The organism is Bradyrhizobium sp. RDM12, from assembly GCF_051917485.1.
Classification (GTDB): Bacteria; Pseudomonadota; Alphaproteobacteria; order Rhizobiales; family Xanthobacteraceae; genus Bradyrhizobium.
The window spans coordinates 3936154-3952847 of the sequence record NZ_CM133064.1; the positions used below are offsets into that span (position 1 = coordinate 3936154).

A 16694-nucleotide genomic window follows, 5' to 3' on the forward strand; every position below is an offset into this window, starting at 1 on the left:
GCTTTTCAAGCCCAATTAAGGGCTTGCGCCTGGAGGGTTTTAGGCCGACACGGCGTGACGGAGCTCGCCGTGGCGCTCGCGGAACAGCTTGTCCTCCCAGGCCAGCGCGTGTGCCGCAATGGTCTCGAGGTCGTCATATTGTGGCTTCCAGTCGAGCAGGCCGCGAATGCGGCTGGTGTCGGCCACCATGGTCATGATGTCGCCGGGCCGGCGCGGGGCGTATTGCACGGCGAAGCTGCGGCCCGACACCCGCCGCACGGCGTCGATGGTTTCGAGCACCGAATAGCCGCGGCCATAGCCGCAGTTCAGCGTGGTCGAGGCGCCGCCATTGCGCAAATAAGCCAGCGCCGAGCGATGCGCCTGCGAAAGATCCGTCACGTGGATGAAGTCGCGGATGCAGCTGCCGTCCTGGGTCGGGTAGTCGGTGCCGAACACGTCGATCTTGGCGCGTTGGCCGGTCGCGGCTTCCACCGCGATCTTGAGCAGATGCGTGGCGCCGATGGTGGCAAGGCCGATGCGGGCCTGCGGGTCGGCACCGGCGACATTGAAATAGCGCAGGGTCACGTACTGCATGCCGTAGGCGGCGGCGACGTCGTGCAGCATGATCTCGGTCATCAGCTTCGACGAGCCGTAGGGCGACAGCGGCCGCGTCGCCGCGTGTTCTGGCACCGGCACCTGGTCCGGATCGCCGTAGACGGCCGCGGTCGAGGAGAAGATGAAGCGGCCGATGCCGCGCTTGACCGCGACATTGAGCAGGTTGCGCGCGGTCATGAAGTTGTTGCGGTAGTAGCCGAGGGGATCGCGCATCGACTCGGGCACGACCACCGAGCCGGCGAAATGGATGATGCTCTCGATGTTGTGCTGGGCGATCACGCCCTCGAGCAAATTCTCGTCGCCGGCATCGCCGATGAACAGCGGCACGCCTTCCGGCAAGTAAGCGGAGAAGCCGGTGGAGAGATCGTCGATCACGACGACGTCCTCGCCGGCTCCCGCCAGCGCGAGGACCGTGTGACTTCCGATATAGCCGGCGCCGCCGGTGACTAGCACAGTCATGATCTCACCCGTCTTCGATCAACGCACTAAGTTAACGTTTGCGCGGTGAAGAGGGGGTTTCGGCGCGGCTGAACTGGTCACTATGCTTAATGTTGCGTATAGGGGGCGCACCAGACGGAGCATGACGTGGCGAATTTCCCGGACGATCTGCAGGTGATCGTGCCAAATCTGCACAGGCGCTATTCCGGGGTCACCGCGACGAACCGGATGGTGGCGCCGCGGCTGGCAAAACTCTATCGCGCCGCATGGTTCGGATCGGACGCGCCGGAGGGGATTGCGCGGCTGGGCGCCGCCGGTGTCCTGAAACTGTGGCGCCGCAAGTCGCCGCTGATCTGGCATGCGCGCCGCAACAACGAGATGATCGCTGGCGTCGTGCTGCGCGCGCTCGGCTGGCCGCTCAAGCTCGTCTTCACCTCGGCGGCGCAGCGGCATCACAGCTGGATCACGCGCTGGCTGATCCGGCAGATGGACGCGATCATCGCGACGTCAGACATCTCGGCCTCGTTTCTCAAAGTGCAGTCGACCGTGATCCCGCATGGCGTCGACACTGAAATCTATGTGCCGCCAGCAGATCGCGCCGCGACGTTCGCGGAAAGCGGCTTGCCGGGCCGTTACGCCATCGGCTGCTTCGGCCGCGTGCGCGCGCAGAAGGGCACCGATGTGTTCGTGGATGCGATGTGCCGATTGCTGCCGCGCTATCCTGAGTTCACGGCCGTGATCGTCGGACAAGTCACGGCCGAGCAGACGCCGTTCGCGAACGATCTGAAGAAGCGCATCGAAGCAGCCAATCTTCAAGCGCGCATCGTCATCACCGGCGAATTGCCAATCGAACAAGTGCAGCGCTGGTATCAGCGGCTGACCATCTACGCCTTCACCTCGCGGAACGAAGGCTTTGGCCTCACGCTGATCGAGGCGATGGCAACCGGCAGCGCGCTGGTTGCCGCGCGCGCCGGTGCGGCCGAACTCGTGGTCGAGGATGGCGTGAGCGGCGTGCTGATCCCGACCGGTGATGCGGAGGCGCTGGCGGCTGCGCTCGAGCCGCTGATGCGCGACGTGGCTCTCGCGACCGCGATGGGCGAGCGCGGTCGCGCGCGCGTGCTCGAAAAGTTCAGCCTCGACGCCGAGGCGGCGCGGATCGGCGAGATCTATCGTCCGCTGCTCTGAGCGACCGCAGACAAAAGCGCGAAAACAACCCCATGCACAGTAGCCCGAGGCAACAAAATCAACGGCTTGCCGGGCAGGCACGAGGGCGGTGCGGATTTTACGAATTTCATTTGACTCGTCGGGCAAAACAAGGGCACGATGTCATGATCGGCGTAGCTTCGATGGCTACCTGAGTCAAAATGCCGCTTTCGCAAGTGTCAGCGACGCTGCCCTTTCTCCGCGAATGAACCGACCACGTCACTAAAGCAGGCAGGCGGAAATCAAGACCTTCTGCTGGATCACGGCCATGCCCTCGCGGCTGTTGATCTTGTCAACCCTTGGATGCTATTCAGATATTATGCAATTGGGCCTCTCACAAAGGCCCTTTGTCCGCGAGGTGCCTAAAAGGCGGCTGGCATCTTTGCCCTCCCGATTGATAGCCGCCGAGAACACCCCGGCCGCGCGCAATGCCGAGCCGGGTCGACACTTCTGCAAGCCATGTCGGCTTCAGGTGCATGCCAGGACGAGGATCATGTCATGAGTAACGATAGGATTCCGGCAAATCCCGAGACAAGCTCACGGCCAACGGGTCCAGAATTGAAGCGCCGCGATCTCTTGTTGAGCGGTAGCTCTCTCACTGCGGCTTTGGCACTCTCCGCCGTCGGTCCGATAAGTTTCGCGCAAGCGCAGCAGCCAACAGCGGCCCAGGCCACAGCCCCGGCCGGGCAACGGCCCAACATCGTCGTCATCATGGGCGACGATATCGGCATCTGGAATATCGGTGCTTACCATCGCGGGATGATGGCTGGCCGGACGCCGAACCTCGATAAGATTGCGGCCGAGGGCATGCTCTTTACCGATTACTACGCCGAGGCGAGTTGCACCGCGGGCCGCGCCAACTTCATCACTGGCGAGCTCCCGATCCGCACCGGCATGACGACAGTCGGTCAAGCAGGCGCCCCCACAGGCTTGCCCGCGGAGGCCGTGACGATTGCGACCGCGCTAAAAGGGATGGGCTATGCCACTGGCCAGTTCGGCAAGAACCACCTTGGGGACAAGAACGAGTTTTTGCCAACAGTGCACGGCTTCGACGAATTCTTTGGCTATCTGTATCACCTCGATGCGATGGAAGACCCGGCCCACCCGGCCTATCCGCAAGAGCTGCTGAATAAAGTCGGTCCGCGCAACATGGTCCATTCGTGGGCGACCACTGTGGACGATGCCACCGTCGATCCGCGCTGGGGCAAGGTCGGCAAGCAGAGGATCGAGGATGCCGGAACGCTCTATCCCAAGCGGATGGAAACCGTGGACGATGAGATCCGCGACTTAGCGCTGGGGTTCGTTGAAAGGGCAAAGGCGGAGAACAAGCCGTTCTTCTTGTGGCTCAATCCAACCCGCATGCACATCGTCACGCACCTGTCGCCGAAGTACCAAGCGATGCGCAACTCCAAGAACGGCTGGTCGATTCATGAAGCCGGCATGGCGCAGCTCGACGACGATGTCGGCATCGTGATGCAAAAGCTCAAGGACATGGGCGTGGATGACAACACCATCGTCATCTTCACCACCGATAACGGCACCGAGGTCTTCACCTGGCCGGATGGCGGACAGACGCCGTTCGCGCAGAGCAAAGGTACGGTCATGGAAGGCGGCTTTCGCGCGCCGGCGATGATCCGCTGGCCGGGCAAGGTGCCGGCCGGCAAGGTCGAGAATGGTATCATCTCCGGGCTGGACTGGTTTCCGACCTTGCTGGCCGCTGCCGGCAATCCGAACATTGCCAACGAATTGAAGAACGGCAAGCTCATCGGTGACCGCAGCTACAAATGCCATCTGGACGGCTACAATCAGATGGACATGATCACCGGCAAGGGACCGTCGAACCGGCACGAAATCTGGTACTTCGGCGAAAGCGAGCTGGGGGCCGTGCGCATCGACGACTACAAATATCGTTTCATCGACCAGCCCGGGGGATGGCTCGGCGAAAAGAGCAAGGTCGACGTGCCGTACCTGATCAACCTTCGCCTCGATCCGTTCGAGCGAACGGGCTGGCCCGACAGTGGGACCAAATACGGCGCGCAAGAATACTTCGACTGGTTCAAATATGAGTTCTGGCGATTCGTGTTTGTCCAGCAGGAGGTCGAGAAACTGGCCATGACCGCCGTCGAGTTTCCGCCAATGCAGAAGGGCGCGAGCTTCAACCTCGATGCCGTGAAGGCGAAAATCGAGGCTGCAAGGACGGCGATGGGAAAATAAGCTGCGTCTATGATCATCATGATGGGACGGCCCGCATCCGGGCCGCCCCACGCCCCAGGCGACATGCATCAACGTTGGTGATAGTCGCTTTGCGGGAGTCGAGCGGACCGGCCGTCTAAGCCCGCCTGTTCCGCGCCAGCACCCCCGCCACGAAGGCGTCGAGGTCGCCGCCTGGGAAGAGGAAGCCCGGCAGTCCGAGAGCCTTGCCGGCCTCGATGTCCCGGGCCTGGTCTCCGATCACGAAGCTGCCATCGAGTTGCACGGGCCAGTGCTGGACGAGATCGCGCAACATGCCGGGCGCGGGCTTGCGCCAATCATGCTCGCCGATGTAGCCTGGGACACTTCCCTGCGGATGATGAGGACAAAAGCGGATGTCGTCGATACGAGCGCCTTCGCGGGCGAGCTCGTCGCGCATCCAGCCGTGTAGTGTGTTCACATCCTCTTCGGTGAAGAGGCCGCGCGCGACGCCGGACTGGTTGGTGAAGACGAATACCCAATAGCCGGCCTCGTTGAGACGGCGGATGGCTCTCGCGACGCTGGGCATCCAGCGGATGCGGTCTCGCGTGCCGATATAGCTATCGTCATGGTTGATGACGCCGTCGCGATCGAGGAATGCGGCGGGCTTCGCGGCGCGGCCGTCAGACATTTGCAAGTCCCTGAGTCCTGGCAAGCACGTCTGTTGCGATCTCGACCACGTCCTGTGCCGTGATGTCACGCATGCAGCGGTGGTCGTTCATCCGGCAGATCGTGCTCTGGCAAGGCTGGCAGGCGAGCACGCTTTTATTCTGGACCACGGTCGCGGCGAGGCCGTTGAGGGGCGCCCAGAGATAGGGACTGGTCGGGCCGAAGATGCCCATGGTGGGCGTGTCGAGCGCGGCCGCGATATGCATCAGGCCTGAGTCGTTGGAAATCGCGACGCCGGCCGCGGCCATGGCAAGGACGCCGTTGCGCAGATCGTTGCCGGTGAGGTCCCGCACCGCCCGGGCCACCGGCTGTAACGATCTCCTGGGCGAGACCCTTTTCCGCGGGGCCGCCGACCACCCAGACCTCGAGCCCGCGCGCGACCAGCAGGCGGGCGGCCTCCGGATAGGAGGTCCAGCGTTTTGACGCCCCGACCGAGCCGGGGGCGAGCGCGACGGCGGCCGCGGTGCCGAGGCCATTGGCCTGCCGCCAGCGGGCGATCTCTTCGGGCGGCACCCGCAATTGCGGCACCGGCCATTCCGGCGGCAGGGGCGCGCCGTCGGGTTGAGCGAGGGCGGCATTCTTGTCGATAAAGCGGGGCAGCTTCTTCTCGCCCCAGCGCCAGCGGTTGAGCAGGCCGAACCTGAATTCGCCGACGAAGCCGACCCTTTCAGGTATGCCGGCCAGCGCCGGTGCAATGGCCGCCTTCCAGGTCCGCGGCAGCACTAGGGCGGTGCCGTAGTTCCGCTCGCGCAGGAGCCGCGCCAGGCCGAGCTGGCGGCCCACGGCGAGGCGGCTGCGGGGCAGGTCCCAGACGATCCCGGCGCGTACGCCGGGCATGTAGTCGACCAGGGGAGCGCACAGGGACGTGGTCAGGAGATCGACCGGCCGGTTCGGCCATCGCTCCTTCAGCACCCGGACAACGGTGTGATTCCGGACGAAATCGCCGATCCACATGTAGGGCACGATCAGGATCGGGCGGGTGTCGCTCCGATCCTCACTTCCGTCAAATTGCGAATCATCGTTCATTCGTTGGTTGGGCCACGCGCGCTCTCGCGCTCTGATGTGACGGTTCGGTTAGCCGCTCCCGGCCCACAGGTAAAGCCGGCGGAAGCGGCGGTCCCAAAACCGCTTACACTTTGGCGGATCATGCGCTAGGGCAGGATCGGACCGTAGGCAGATCGGGCAGGGTGATTGGAATGTTGCTGGTGACCGGCGGGGCCGGTTTTATCGGATCGAATGTCGTCGCAGCGCTGAACGACGCCGGCCGCAGCGACATCGTGGTCTGCGATCTCCTCGGCAGCGACGGCAAATGGCGCAATCTCGCCAAGCGGCAGCTTGCGGATATCGTTCCCCCGGCCGAACTGCCTGACTGGCTCAAGGGTCGCAAGCTCGACGCCGTGATCCATCTCGGGGCGATTTCCGAGACCACCGCGACCGACGGCGATCTCGTGATCGAGACCAATTTCCGCTTCTCGATGCGCCTGCTCGACTGGTGTACGGCCAATGCGGTGCCGCTGATCTACGCGTCGTCGGCTGCGACCTATGGTGACGGCGCGGAAGGTTTTGACGACGATGCCTCGCTGCCGGCGCTGAAGAAGCTGCGGCCGATGAATCTCTACGGCTGGAGCAAGCAGCTGTTCGATCTCGCGGTCGCCGAGCGCGTCGCGCGCGGCGAGAGGCTGCCGCCGCAATGGTCGGGCCTGAAATTCTTCAATGTGTTCGGCCCGAACGAATACCACAAGGGCACGATGATGAGCGTGCTGGCGCGCCGCTTCGACGACGTCAAGGCGGGCCGCGTCGTGCAGCTGTTCAAGTCGCATCGCGACGGCATCGCCGACGGCGACCAGCGCCGCGATTTCATCTATGTCGACGACGTCGTGCGCGTGATCCTGTGGCTGCTGGCAACGCCATCGGTGTCGGGGCTGTTCAATGTCGGCACCGGAAAGGCGCGCAGCTTCCGGGAGCTGATGCTGGCTGCCTATGCCGCGCTCGGCACGAGGCCCAACATCGACTATGTCGACATGCCCGAGCAGATCCGCGGCAGCTATCAGTATTTCACCGAGAGCAAGGTCGATCGTCTCCACCGCGCCGGCTATAACGGCGGCTTCACGACGCTCGAGGACGCGGTGAAGGCCTATGTCGCCGATTATCTCGACCAGCCCGACCGTTTCCGCTAAGGCCCCAAGGATCTGAGGCCCAATCACCATGCCGACGCCCATTCTCGATTTCGATGCCCTCGCGCAAGCCATCTCCGGCCGCACGGTGCTCTGCATCGGCGACATCATGCTGGACGAGTTCGTCTATGGCGAGGTGTCGCGGATTTCGCCGGAAGCGCCGGCGCCCGTCATCGCGGCCCAGCGCAGCGAGATCCATATCGGCGGCGCCGGCAACGTCGCGCGCAATATCGCCTCGCTCGGGGCCCGCTGCGTCTTCGTCGGCCTCGTCGGCGAGGACGATGCAGGGGCGCGGCTCAAGGCCGCGCTGGCGGACCATGCCGGCATCGAGAACGTGCTGGTGTGCGACCCGTCGCGGCCGACCACGCGAAAAGTCCGCTTCGTCTCCGAGCATTTTTCCACGCATATGCTGCGCGCGGATTGGGAGCAGGCGATAGCGGCCTCCGACGAGGTCGAGACCAGGCTGATCGAGGCGATCCTGCCGCAGATCGCGCGCGCCGACATCGTGCTGCTGTCCGACTACGCCAAGGGCGTGCTGACCGCGCGCGTGATCCGCCACACCATCGACGCCGCGCGAAAGCTCGGCAAGCCCGTGATCGTCGATCCCAAGAGCCTGAACTGGGCGATCTATCGCGGCGCCACGCTGCTCACGCCCAACCGCAAGGAATTTTCGGAAGCCACCCGCAGCCGCGCCGACACGGTGCAGAGCATCGTCGATGCCTCGGAAGACGTGATGCGGCTGGCTGATTGCGAAGCGATCCTGGTCACCCAGGGCGAGCACGGCATGACGTTGGTGCCGCGCAAGGGTGAAGCCGTCCATGTTCCGGCTTTTCCGGTGAAGGTGCGCGACGTCTCCGGCGCCGGCGACACCGTGGCCGCCGCGCTCGCGGTCTCGATCGCGGCGGGCGCGGATTGGGACACGGCGCTGCGCGTTGCGAGTGCGGCCGCCGCCGTCGCGGTCGGCAAGCAGGGCACCGCCAGCGTGAGCGCCGACGAGCTGCGGCGAAAGATCCTGCCGCATGCCACTCTCGCGGCCGAGGAGAAGGTCGTGAGCGCGCCTGATACGCTCGAGGCCCAGCTCGCCGAATGGAAGGGGCAGGGGCTGCGCGTCGGCTTCACCAATGGCTGCTTCGACATCCTGCATCCCGGCCACGTCAAGGTGCTGACCGCGGCGCGCGCCGCCTGCGACCGCCTGATCGTCGGGCTGAACAGCGACGCCTCGGTGCGGCGGCTGAAGGGCGCGGATCGCCCGGTCCAGGACGAGCGGGCGCGTGCCGAAGTGCTGGCCGCGCTCGAAGCCGTCGATCTCGTCGTGATCTTCGAGCAGGACACGCCGATCGACCTGATCGCGCGCATCACGCCGAGTGTGCTGGTCAAAGGCGGCGATTACACCCGCGAGCAGGTGGTCGGCCACGAGGTCGTCGAGGCCGCGGGCGGCACGGTCGTGCTGGTCGACATCCTCAAGGGCTTCAGCACGACGGCGCTGGTCCATCGCGCGCGCGGAGAGACGAAGTGACGGAGCTCGTGCGGGAGTCGATGTGGGGGACGACGCTGCGGCGCTTGCGCAGTCCGGCGGCATGGTCGGAGACGGTCGACCTGTTTGCCATCCTGACCGCGGCCTCGCTGCCGTGGTCGACGTCGCTGGCGGCCATCTTCAACGTCACGATGCTGATTTGCATGGTGCCGTTTCTCGACGTCAGGGACTTCCTTCAGTCGCTGAAGCGACCGATCTGCGCGCTGCCGATCGCGCTGTTCCTGCTCGCGCTCGTCGGCACGCTGTGGTCGGGGGCGGCCTGGGGCGCGCGGCTCTACGCCGTGAACCCGACGACGAAGCTGCTCGTGCTCCCGGTCCTGATCTATCATTTCGAACGCTCGTCGCGCGGGCACCTTGTGTTTATCGCATTTCTGGTGTCCTGCGCGCTGTTGTCTGTGATGTCCTGGCTGGTGTTTTTCCATCCCACGCTCTCGCTGAAGCCGCCTGATGAACCCAACTCGCGCGGCATCTTCGTGAAGAACTACATCGACCAGAGCCAGGAATTCACTTTGTGTGCGGTCGCGCTCGCGTTTCCGATCGTGAAGCTGCTGCAGAAGAACAGGGTCTGGCTTGCCGCGCTGCTGACGGCGGTCGCGCTCAGCTTCTTCGTCAACATGGCCTTTGTGGTGATCTCGCGTACCGCCCTCGTGACCATACCGATCATGCTGGCGGTGTTCGGGCTGCTGCATTTGAAATGGCGCAGCGTCCTGATCATCTTCGCTGTTCTCGCGGCCTTCGCCGCGCTCACATGGAAGACCTCGTCGACGCTGCACAACACGATTGAAACATTCTCCGTGCAGTACAAGCTCTACAGGGACGAGGGCATTCCAACATCGATCGGGCTTCGCCTCGAGTTCTGGCGCAAATCGCTGGGTTTCTTTGCTGAGGCGCCGGTCGTCGGTCATGGAACCGGCTCGACGCGCGGCCTGTTCGAGCTGGCTGCGACCGGCGGCCCCTATCAGGCCTCAAGCGAGGTGATCGGCAATCCCCATAACCAGACGCTGAACGTGGCCGTGCAATGGGGCGTTGTCGGCATCATCATCCTGTATGCGATGTGGGCGGTGCATCTCCTCCTGTTCCGCGGCGACGCGCTCGCCAGCTGGATCGGCTTGCTGGTCGTTGTCCAAAACGTATTCACCTCGCTCTTCAATTCCCATCTTTTCGACTTCCATGAAGGGTGGATGTACGTGCTCGGCGTCGGTGTGGCCGGCGGCATGGTGCTCAATTCGCGCCGGAACGGCCGGAGCCCGGGAGGAGCCCGCGCCTGAGCTTCGGAGCGCTGGCAAGTCCCGGCGAGATGCGCTATCAGCGCGGTCAGTTTGTATGCAGCATTGGAGATATTCGGCCGCAGATGACGCGTCTTTCGCATCTTACCTTGCGTAACTTCCTGATCGCGCTTCACGACCTGGTGGCGACGGCCGCGGCCCTGTTCGTTGCGTTCTATCTGCGCTTCGAGGGCGGCGAGGGCTTCACGGCCCGCTTGCCGCTGCTGCTGCAGATCCTGCCCTATTTCCTCGCCTTCAGCGTGGTCGTCTTCTACGTCTTCAACCTGACGACCACGAAGTGGCGCTTCATCTCGCTGCCTGATGCGCTCAACATCATCCGCGTCGCCACGGTGCTCACCGTCGCTCTCCTCGTGCTCGACTACATCTTCGTCGCGCCGAATGTGCACGGCACCTTCTTTCTCGGCAAGATCACCATCGTCCTTTACTGGTTCCTGGAAATCTCCGCGCTGAGCGCGTTGCGGCTAACCTACCGCTATTTCCGCTATACCCGCGTGATGCATCACGTCAGGACCGAGAATGCCGCGACGACGCTCCTGATCGGGCGCGCCGCCGATGCCGAGGTCGTGCTGCGCGGCGTCGAGAGCGGTGCCATCAAGCACCTCCGTCCGGTCGGGGTGCTGTCGCCGTCCCGGGCCGATCTCGGTCAGCTCATCCGCAACGTGCCGGTCGTCGGCGCGCTCGACGATATCGAGCACGTCATCGCCAGCTTCGCCAAGCGCAACAAATCGATCGCCCGGGTGGTGATGACGCCCTCCGCCTTCGAGCCGGAATCGCATCCCGAATCCGTGCTGATGCGGTCGCGGCGGCTTGGCCTGATCGTCAGCCGCCTGCCGTCACTCGAGCAGGGGGATATGCCGCGGCTCACCTCGGTTGCGGTTGAGGACCTGCTGCTGCGGCCGAGCGAGACGATCGACTACGTGCGTCTCGAGGCCCTGATCAATGGCAAGAGCGTCATCGTCACGGGCGGTGGAGGCTCGATCGGCTCGGAGATCTGCGAGCGCGTGGTTGCCTTCGGCGCGGCGCGTCTCCTGATCGTCGAGAATTCGGAGCCGGCCCTTTATGCGGTCACCGAGGCGCTCGCCGCGCGCGGTTCCGGCGCCGAGATCGAAGGCCGGATCGCCGATATCCGCGACCGCGAGCGCATCGCGCGTCTGATGGCAGAGTTCAAGCCGGACATCGTGTTCCATGCCGCCGCGCTCAAGCACGTTCCTATCTTGGAGCGGGACTGGAGCGAGGGCGTCAAGACCAATATCTTCGGTTCGATCAACGTGGCCGATGCCGCGCTTGCGGCAGGCGCCGAGGCCATGGTAATGATCTCGACCGACAAGGCGATCGAGCCGGTCTCGATGCTCGGCCTAACCAAGCGGTTCGCGGAGATGTATTGCCAGGCGCTCGACCACGACCTCGTGGCGCAGGCCGGCGGCAGCAAGCCGGCGATGCGCTTCATCTCGGTCCGGTTCGGCAATGTGCTGGCTTCGAACGGGTCGGTCGTGCCGAAGTTCAAGGCGCAGATCGAGGCCGGCGGTCCAGTTACCGTGACGCATCCCGACATGGTCCGCTATTTCATGACGATCCGCGAGGCCTGCGATCTCGTCATCACGGCCGCCACCCACGCGCTCGGCGCCAAGCGTTTCGACGTTTCGGTCTACGTGCTGAACATGGGCCAGCCGGTGAAGATCGTTGATCTGGCGGAACGGATGATCCGGCTCTCGGGTCTGCAGCCCGGCCACGACGTCGAGATCGTGTTCAGCGGCATGAGGCCGGGCGAGCGGCTGAACGAGATCCTGTTCGCCTCCGAGGAGCCGACCGTCGATATCGGGGTCGCAGGCGTCATGGCGGCGAAGCCGAACGAGCCGCCGATGCAGACGTTGCGCAAATGGATCTCCGCGCTCGAGCTCGCCATCGCGCACGATGATCGCGCCACCATCAGGACCATCCTGAAGGATGCCGTTCCGGAGTTCGGCGTCAACGCGAGCGCTGCATCCTGAGGAACGCCGGCGAGCGGAGTTGAAAGATCCGCCGGGCAAAGCGCAGGAAGAACGCGGCATCGACGACCGGCGCGTTCAGATGCTGCCGGCGCGACCGCAGGCACTCCAGATTGGCGCGCAATGTCACGCGCCAGCCGCTGGTGCTGATGCCGCCCATCTGGAAATCGGCGATGACGCGCTGGAGGTAGGCGACCCTGTAGTCGTTCAGCGCCAGCGCACGCAACATGTAATCGTAATCGGCGGTCGTGACGTAGCTGAGATCATAGTCGCCGACCGTCTCGGCGACCTGCCGACGCATGTAAAAGGTCGGATGCGGCGGAACCCAGCCGAGCTGAAACGAGTAGCGACCGTAGTGTCCGCCACGCCAGGCGCGCACGAGGGCCTTGGATTGGTGATCGGTGACCATGTCGAGGTCGCCATAGACGACATCGGCCTGTTCCAGCGCCGCCGCGATCGCCGCCAGCGCGCTGTCGTTGTGGAAGGTGTCGTCCGAATTGAGGAAGCCGATCGCGTCGCCCTTGAACAGATGCAGCCCCTTGTTCATGGCGTCGTAGACACCCTTGTCGGGCTCGGAGATCACGCGGATATCGCTGGAGCCGAACGACTCCACGATCTTCAGCGTCGCATCCTTGGAGGCACCGTCGACCACCAGCATCTCCTTGTCGGGATGTGTCTGGGCGAGGAAGGATTCGATGGTGGCGCCGATCGTCGCCTGGGAGTTGTAGCTGGCAGTGATGACGCTGATCTTCATTCCGGGTCCGTATTCCGGGTCCGTGATGCTACACGCCGGAGGATTATAGGAAACAACCCCTACGGTTGATAGGTAATTGCAGCAGTCGCGGTGCTTCTGTGCCGACCTTGTTATCCGTTATTCACGCGCCCCGATCGGCGCCGAGCCCTGCGCGGCTTTTTCCGCACTGAGGATCCAGACCAGGCCGCCGAACGCGCCGACGATGAAGGAGACCGCGCCGAGCAGCAGCGAGACGTTGACGCCTTCATTGGCTGCCAGCCCGGCGAAGCCGAAGGCCAGCCCCATGCTGGCCTCGCGCACGCCCCAGCCGGCGATCGAGATCGGCATCAGTGTGATCAGCATCACCGGCGGCACCAGCAGGAAGACCTGCGCGAAGCTGACCGGCGCTGCGATCGACTGCACCACACACCAGGCGATGACCACGGCAAGCACGTGAACCAGCAGCGACAGGATCGCGATCATTGGTCCGCGCGTGCGGTTGAAGATCACGCTGTTGGCGATCACGGCGCAGGCGTGAAGGTGGTGGGTGGCCCACCAGGTCTTCAGCCACGGCCATTTCAGCGCGCCGAAGATCAGGAAGCCGATGCCGCCGGCAAGTGCCGCGAAGTCGACGAGCAGCAGTGCCGAGCGGCCGTGCGGATCGCTGATGAGCGTGTAGCTCCAGGGCAGGCTCGCGACGATGAGGATCGCCAGCGCAACTAGGCCGATCGCGCGGTCGACGAAGATCGAATAGGTCGCTGCGCGCCATCCGGCGCCGGCGCGCGCCACCAGCCATAGCCGGACGGCATCGCCGCCGATCGCGGACGGCAGGGTCTGGTTGAAGAACGAACCGATCACGTTGTAGCGCATCGCGCGGCCGAGCTCGAGCGGCGCACCGCATGCGTCGCTGACCTCGCGCCAGCGCAGTACGCCGACGAAGATTTGCAAGAATGTGACCGCGATCGCCATGCCGATCCAGAACAGGCTGGTCGCGGTGAAGCGCGAGACCAGCTCGGTCAGGTCGACCTTGCGCAGCGCCAGGTAGAGCAGCGCCGCGGAGATCAGGATTTTGGCCGTCGACAGCAGGATTCGGCGCATCTCGCCCGCTTGAACAGGGTTTCGGGGCAACCCGACGCGAGGCGCCGAATTCGGCCGCTTTGGTATGGTTTTGGCGCCGATCTTGCAATAGCCGTCACAGAGGAGCTGTCACGGATGGGCTGTAAAGGGGACAGCGGCCTATTGCGGCCTCGTCGGTGTCGGCTAGAGAGGTGCCGCGGGCCCACTTCAAGGATTACTTGGGAACAGGATGACGGATCAGACGATTTTGGTCACGGGTGCCGCCGGTTTCATCGGCTTTCACGTCGCCCGGCAGCTCCTGGCCGAGGGCCGGTCCGTGGTCGGGCTCGACAATCTCAACAACTATTACGATCCGGCGTTGAAACGGGCACGGCTTTCGCTGCTCGGCAACGAGTCCCGTTTCTCCTTTGTCCAGACCGATCTGGCCGATCGCGAGGCGATGGCGGCGCTGTTTGCGCTGCATCGCTTTTCAGAGGTCGTGCATCTCGCCGCCCAGGCCGGCGTGCGCTACTCGATCGAGCAGCCGCAGAGTTACGTCGATTCCAATCTGCAGGGCTTTCTCAACGTGCTCGAGGGCTGCCGGACGAGCGGTTGTCGTCATCTCGTCTACGCCTCGTCATCTTCCGTTTATGGCGCCAACACCAAACTGCCATTTTCCGTGCAGGACCGGACCGATCATCCCGTGAGCTTCTACGCAGCGACCAAGAAGGCCAACGAGGTGATGGCGCAGTCCTACAGTCATCTCTACCGGCTGCCGGTCACTGGCTTGCGCTTTTTCACCATCTACGGTCCGTGGGGACGGCCTGACATGGCCATGTTTCTGTTTGTCAACGCCATCATGGCGGGCCAGCCGATCCGGCTCTTTAACCATGGCAAGATGCGCCGCGACTTCACCTATGTCGACGACGTGACCCGTGTAGTATCCAAGCTGATCGATTTTGTGCCTGCGGACAATCCCGCTGCCGCAAATGCGCCGTCGCGGGTCTACAATGTCGGAAATCACCGCCCCGAAGAACTGATGCATGTCGTCGGAGTTCTGGAGCGGGAGCTGGGTCGGACGGCGGTCAAAGAATTGCTGCCGATGCAGCCGGGAGACGTGGTGGAAACGTTCGCGGATGTCGAGGACTTGATGCGCGACACCGGCTTTGCACCATCAACGCCGATCGAGCACGGGGTCCACAAATTTGTCACCTGGTATCGCGACCACTTCAAGGTTTGAAATGACGATGGACAAACGCATTATCCCCCTGATCATGTGCGGCGGCGCCGGCACGCGGCTGTGGCCCGCATCACGCGAGGTGCGCCCGAAGCAGTTCCTGCCGCTGTTCGGCGCGCGCTCGACCTTCCAGGACACGCTGCTGCGTGTTTCGGATGCCTCGCTGTTCGACCGCCCGATCGTCATCACCAACGCCTCCTATCGCTTCATGGTGCTGGAGCAGCTCGCCGAGATCGGCATTGAGGCCGACGTGATCCTCGAGCCGATGCGGCGCGACTCCGGTCCCGCGATCGCCGCCGGCGCGGCCTTCGCGCAGAACCGCACCAGTGAAGCGATCGTGCTCGCGCTCGCCGCCGACCATGTGGTGCGGGACAACGCCGCCTTCGTCGCGGCGTGCCGCGAGGGCCTCGCTGCCGCGAGCACCGGGCGCATCGTCACCTTCGGCGTCAAGCCGGAGCGGCCGGCGACCGAATACGGCTATATCAGCCCGGGTGAGGTGATCTCCGGCGAGGTGCACGCGGTCGCCCGCTTCGTCGAGAAGCCGGACGCCGTGAAGGCCGCCGACTACGTCAATTCGGGCTATCTCTGGAACAGCGGCAACTTCATGTTTCCCGCCGCCCTGCTGCTCGACGAATATCGGAGGATCGATGCGGCAAGCGTCGAGGCGGTGTCCAGCGCGGTTGCCAATGCCGGCCGCGATCTCGGCTTCGTGACGCTGGAGCCGCAGGCCTTCGGCGCGGCCAAGGCGATCTCAATCGACTATGCGGTGATGGAGAAGACCTCGCGCGCAGCGGTGGTGCCGGTGTCCTGCGGCTGGTCCGACGTCGGCTCCTGGCACGCGGTGTGGGAATTGTCGGACAAGGACGCGCAGGGCAACGCCTCGCATGGCGCTGCGGTGTTCGAAGACTCGCGCAACTGCAACGTCACGACGGATTCCGCACTCGTCGCGCTCGAAGGCGTCGATGATCTCGTCGTGGTCGCGACGGCGGACGCGGTGCTGGTCTCGCGCCAGCAGGATGCCAACGGGCTCAAGCGGTTGGTCACAAAACTCAAGGCGGTCGCGCCGAAGGTCACCGAGGAGCATCTCAAGGTGCATCGGCCCTGGGGCAGCTACCAGTCGGTCGACAATGGCGAGCGCCATCAGGTCAAGCGCATCGTGGTGAAGCCGGGCGGGCGGCTGTCGCTGCAGAAGCATCATCACCGCGCCGAGCACTGGATCGTGGTCCGTGGTGCCGCCCGCGTCACCGTGAACGAGACCGTGAAGACGGTGCACGAGAACGAGTCGATCTACATCCCGATGGGCGCGGTCCACCGGATGGAGAATCCCGGCAAGATCATGCTGGAACTGATCGAGGTCCAGACCGGCTCCTATCTCGGGGAAGACGACATCATCCGGATTGAAGACGACTATCAAAGGTCGTAACCAGCAAGCTCCGAATCACGGAATCCGGGCCTGAAACATCCGCTTCATGCGGCTTAAGACCCGGAGAACGTGTAATTTTTTGAATCAAATCGTGTCCGGGCCATTTTGCCGGCATTCGCCACAAATGTGGCGC

12 protein-coding genes and 1 pseudogene are annotated in these 16694 nt (G+C 64.0%); 8 read left to right on the forward strand and 5 right to left on the reverse strand.

The features are described from left to right. Positions 1 to 39: 39 nt before the first annotated feature. Positions 40 to 1053: a UDP-glucose 4-epimerase GalE gene (galE, locus tag ACTGJ9_RS18995; protein ID WP_456678298.1), complete on the reverse strand. Its 1014-nt coding sequence runs from the start codon at positions 1051 to 1053 to the stop codon at positions 40 to 42. 126 nt (positions 1054 to 1179) lie between these two features. Here galE and ACTGJ9_RS19000 point away from each other — a divergent pair, with 126 nt between their 5' ends. Beyond that, positions 1180 to 2217 (forward strand): glycosyltransferase family 4 protein, encoded by a 1038-nt coding sequence (locus ACTGJ9_RS19000; protein WP_456678299.1) that lies wholly within the window; start codon positions 1180 to 1182, stop codon positions 2215 to 2217. Positions 2218 to 2733: 516 nt separating this feature from the next. After that, a complete protein-coding gene (locus ACTGJ9_RS19005) occupies positions 2734 to 4449 on the forward strand; it encodes an arylsulfatase (RefSeq protein WP_456678300.1) in 1716 nt (571 codons plus the stop codon). A 115-nt stretch (positions 4450 to 4564) separates the two neighbouring features. On the opposite strand, the gene ACTGJ9_RS19010 is transcribed toward ACTGJ9_RS19005, so the two are convergent. Both ACTGJ9_RS19010 and waaF read right to left on the reverse strand, forming a co-directional pair. Further along, positions 4565 to 5095, reverse strand: coding sequence for a D-glycero-alpha-D-manno-heptose-1,7-bisphosphate 7-phosphatase (locus ACTGJ9_RS19010; RefSeq protein WP_456678301.1), 531 nt, complete (start codon positions 5093 to 5095; stop codon positions 4565 to 4567). After that, a pseudogene (gene waaF, locus ACTGJ9_RS19015) lies at positions 5088 to 6159 on the reverse strand (lipopolysaccharide heptosyltransferase II). The gene ACTGJ9_RS19010 and the pseudogene waaF overlap by 8 nt, the downstream one beginning before the upstream one ends. A 170-nt stretch (positions 6160 to 6329) precedes the next feature. Here waaF and rfaD point away from each other — a divergent pair. The 4 genes from rfaD to ACTGJ9_RS19035 all read left to right on the forward strand — a co-directional run bounded on the left by rfaD (position 6330) and on the right by ACTGJ9_RS19035 (position 12115). Further along, positions 6330 to 7310: an ADP-glyceromanno-heptose 6-epimerase gene (gene rfaD / locus ACTGJ9_RS19020; RefSeq protein ID WP_456678302.1), complete on the forward strand. Its 981-nt coding sequence runs from the start codon at positions 6330 to 6332 to the stop codon at positions 7308 to 7310. 28 nt (positions 7311 to 7338) lie between these two features. Continuing rightward, positions 7339 to 8823: a D-glycero-beta-D-manno-heptose-7-phosphate kinase gene (gene rfaE1, locus ACTGJ9_RS19025; RefSeq protein WP_456678303.1), complete on the forward strand. Its 1485-nt coding sequence runs from the start codon at positions 7339 to 7341 to the stop codon at positions 8821 to 8823. Next, a complete protein-coding gene (locus ACTGJ9_RS19030; protein ID WP_456678304.1) occupies positions 8820 to 10109 on the forward strand; it encodes an O-antigen ligase family protein in 1290 nt (429 codons plus the stop codon). The genes rfaE1 and ACTGJ9_RS19030 overlap by 4 nt, the downstream gene beginning before the upstream one ends. An 83-nt stretch (positions 10110 to 10192) precedes the next feature. After that, a complete protein-coding gene (locus tag ACTGJ9_RS19035) occupies positions 10193 to 12115 on the forward strand; it encodes an SDR family NAD(P)-dependent oxidoreductase (protein WP_456678305.1) in 1923 nt (640 codons plus the stop codon). On the opposite strand, the gene ACTGJ9_RS19040 is transcribed toward ACTGJ9_RS19035, so the two are convergent. Both ACTGJ9_RS19040 and ACTGJ9_RS19045 read right to left on the reverse strand, forming a co-directional pair. Continuing rightward, entirely contained in the window at positions 12093 to 12866 is a 774-nt protein-coding gene (locus ACTGJ9_RS19040) for a glycosyltransferase family 2 protein (RefSeq protein ID WP_456678306.1), read from the reverse strand. The genes ACTGJ9_RS19035 and ACTGJ9_RS19040 overlap by 23 nt on opposite strands. Positions 12867 to 12983: 117 nt before the next feature. Continuing rightward, the gene (locus tag ACTGJ9_RS19045) at positions 12984 to 13943 is read right to left on the reverse strand and encodes a lysylphosphatidylglycerol synthase transmembrane domain-containing protein (protein ID WP_456678307.1); all 960 of its coding nucleotides are present in this window, start codon (positions 13941 to 13943) and stop codon (positions 12984 to 12986) included. A 208-nt stretch (positions 13944 to 14151) separates the two neighbouring features. Between ACTGJ9_RS19045 and ACTGJ9_RS19050 the strand changes: the two genes are divergently transcribed. Together ACTGJ9_RS19050 and ACTGJ9_RS19055 are read left to right on the forward strand one after the other, a co-directional pair. Then, complete coding sequence (locus tag ACTGJ9_RS19050; RefSeq protein WP_456678308.1) at positions 14152 to 15141, forward strand: SDR family NAD(P)-dependent oxidoreductase; 990 nt, start codon at positions 14152 to 14154, stop codon at positions 15139 to 15141. 7 nt (positions 15142 to 15148) lie between these two features. Then, positions 15149 to 16561: a mannose-1-phosphate guanylyltransferase/mannose-6-phosphate isomerase gene (locus ACTGJ9_RS19055; RefSeq protein WP_456678309.1), complete on the forward strand. Its 1413-nt coding sequence runs from the start codon at positions 15149 to 15151 to the stop codon at positions 16559 to 16561. The last annotated feature ends 133 nt before the right edge of the window (positions 16562 to 16694 follow it).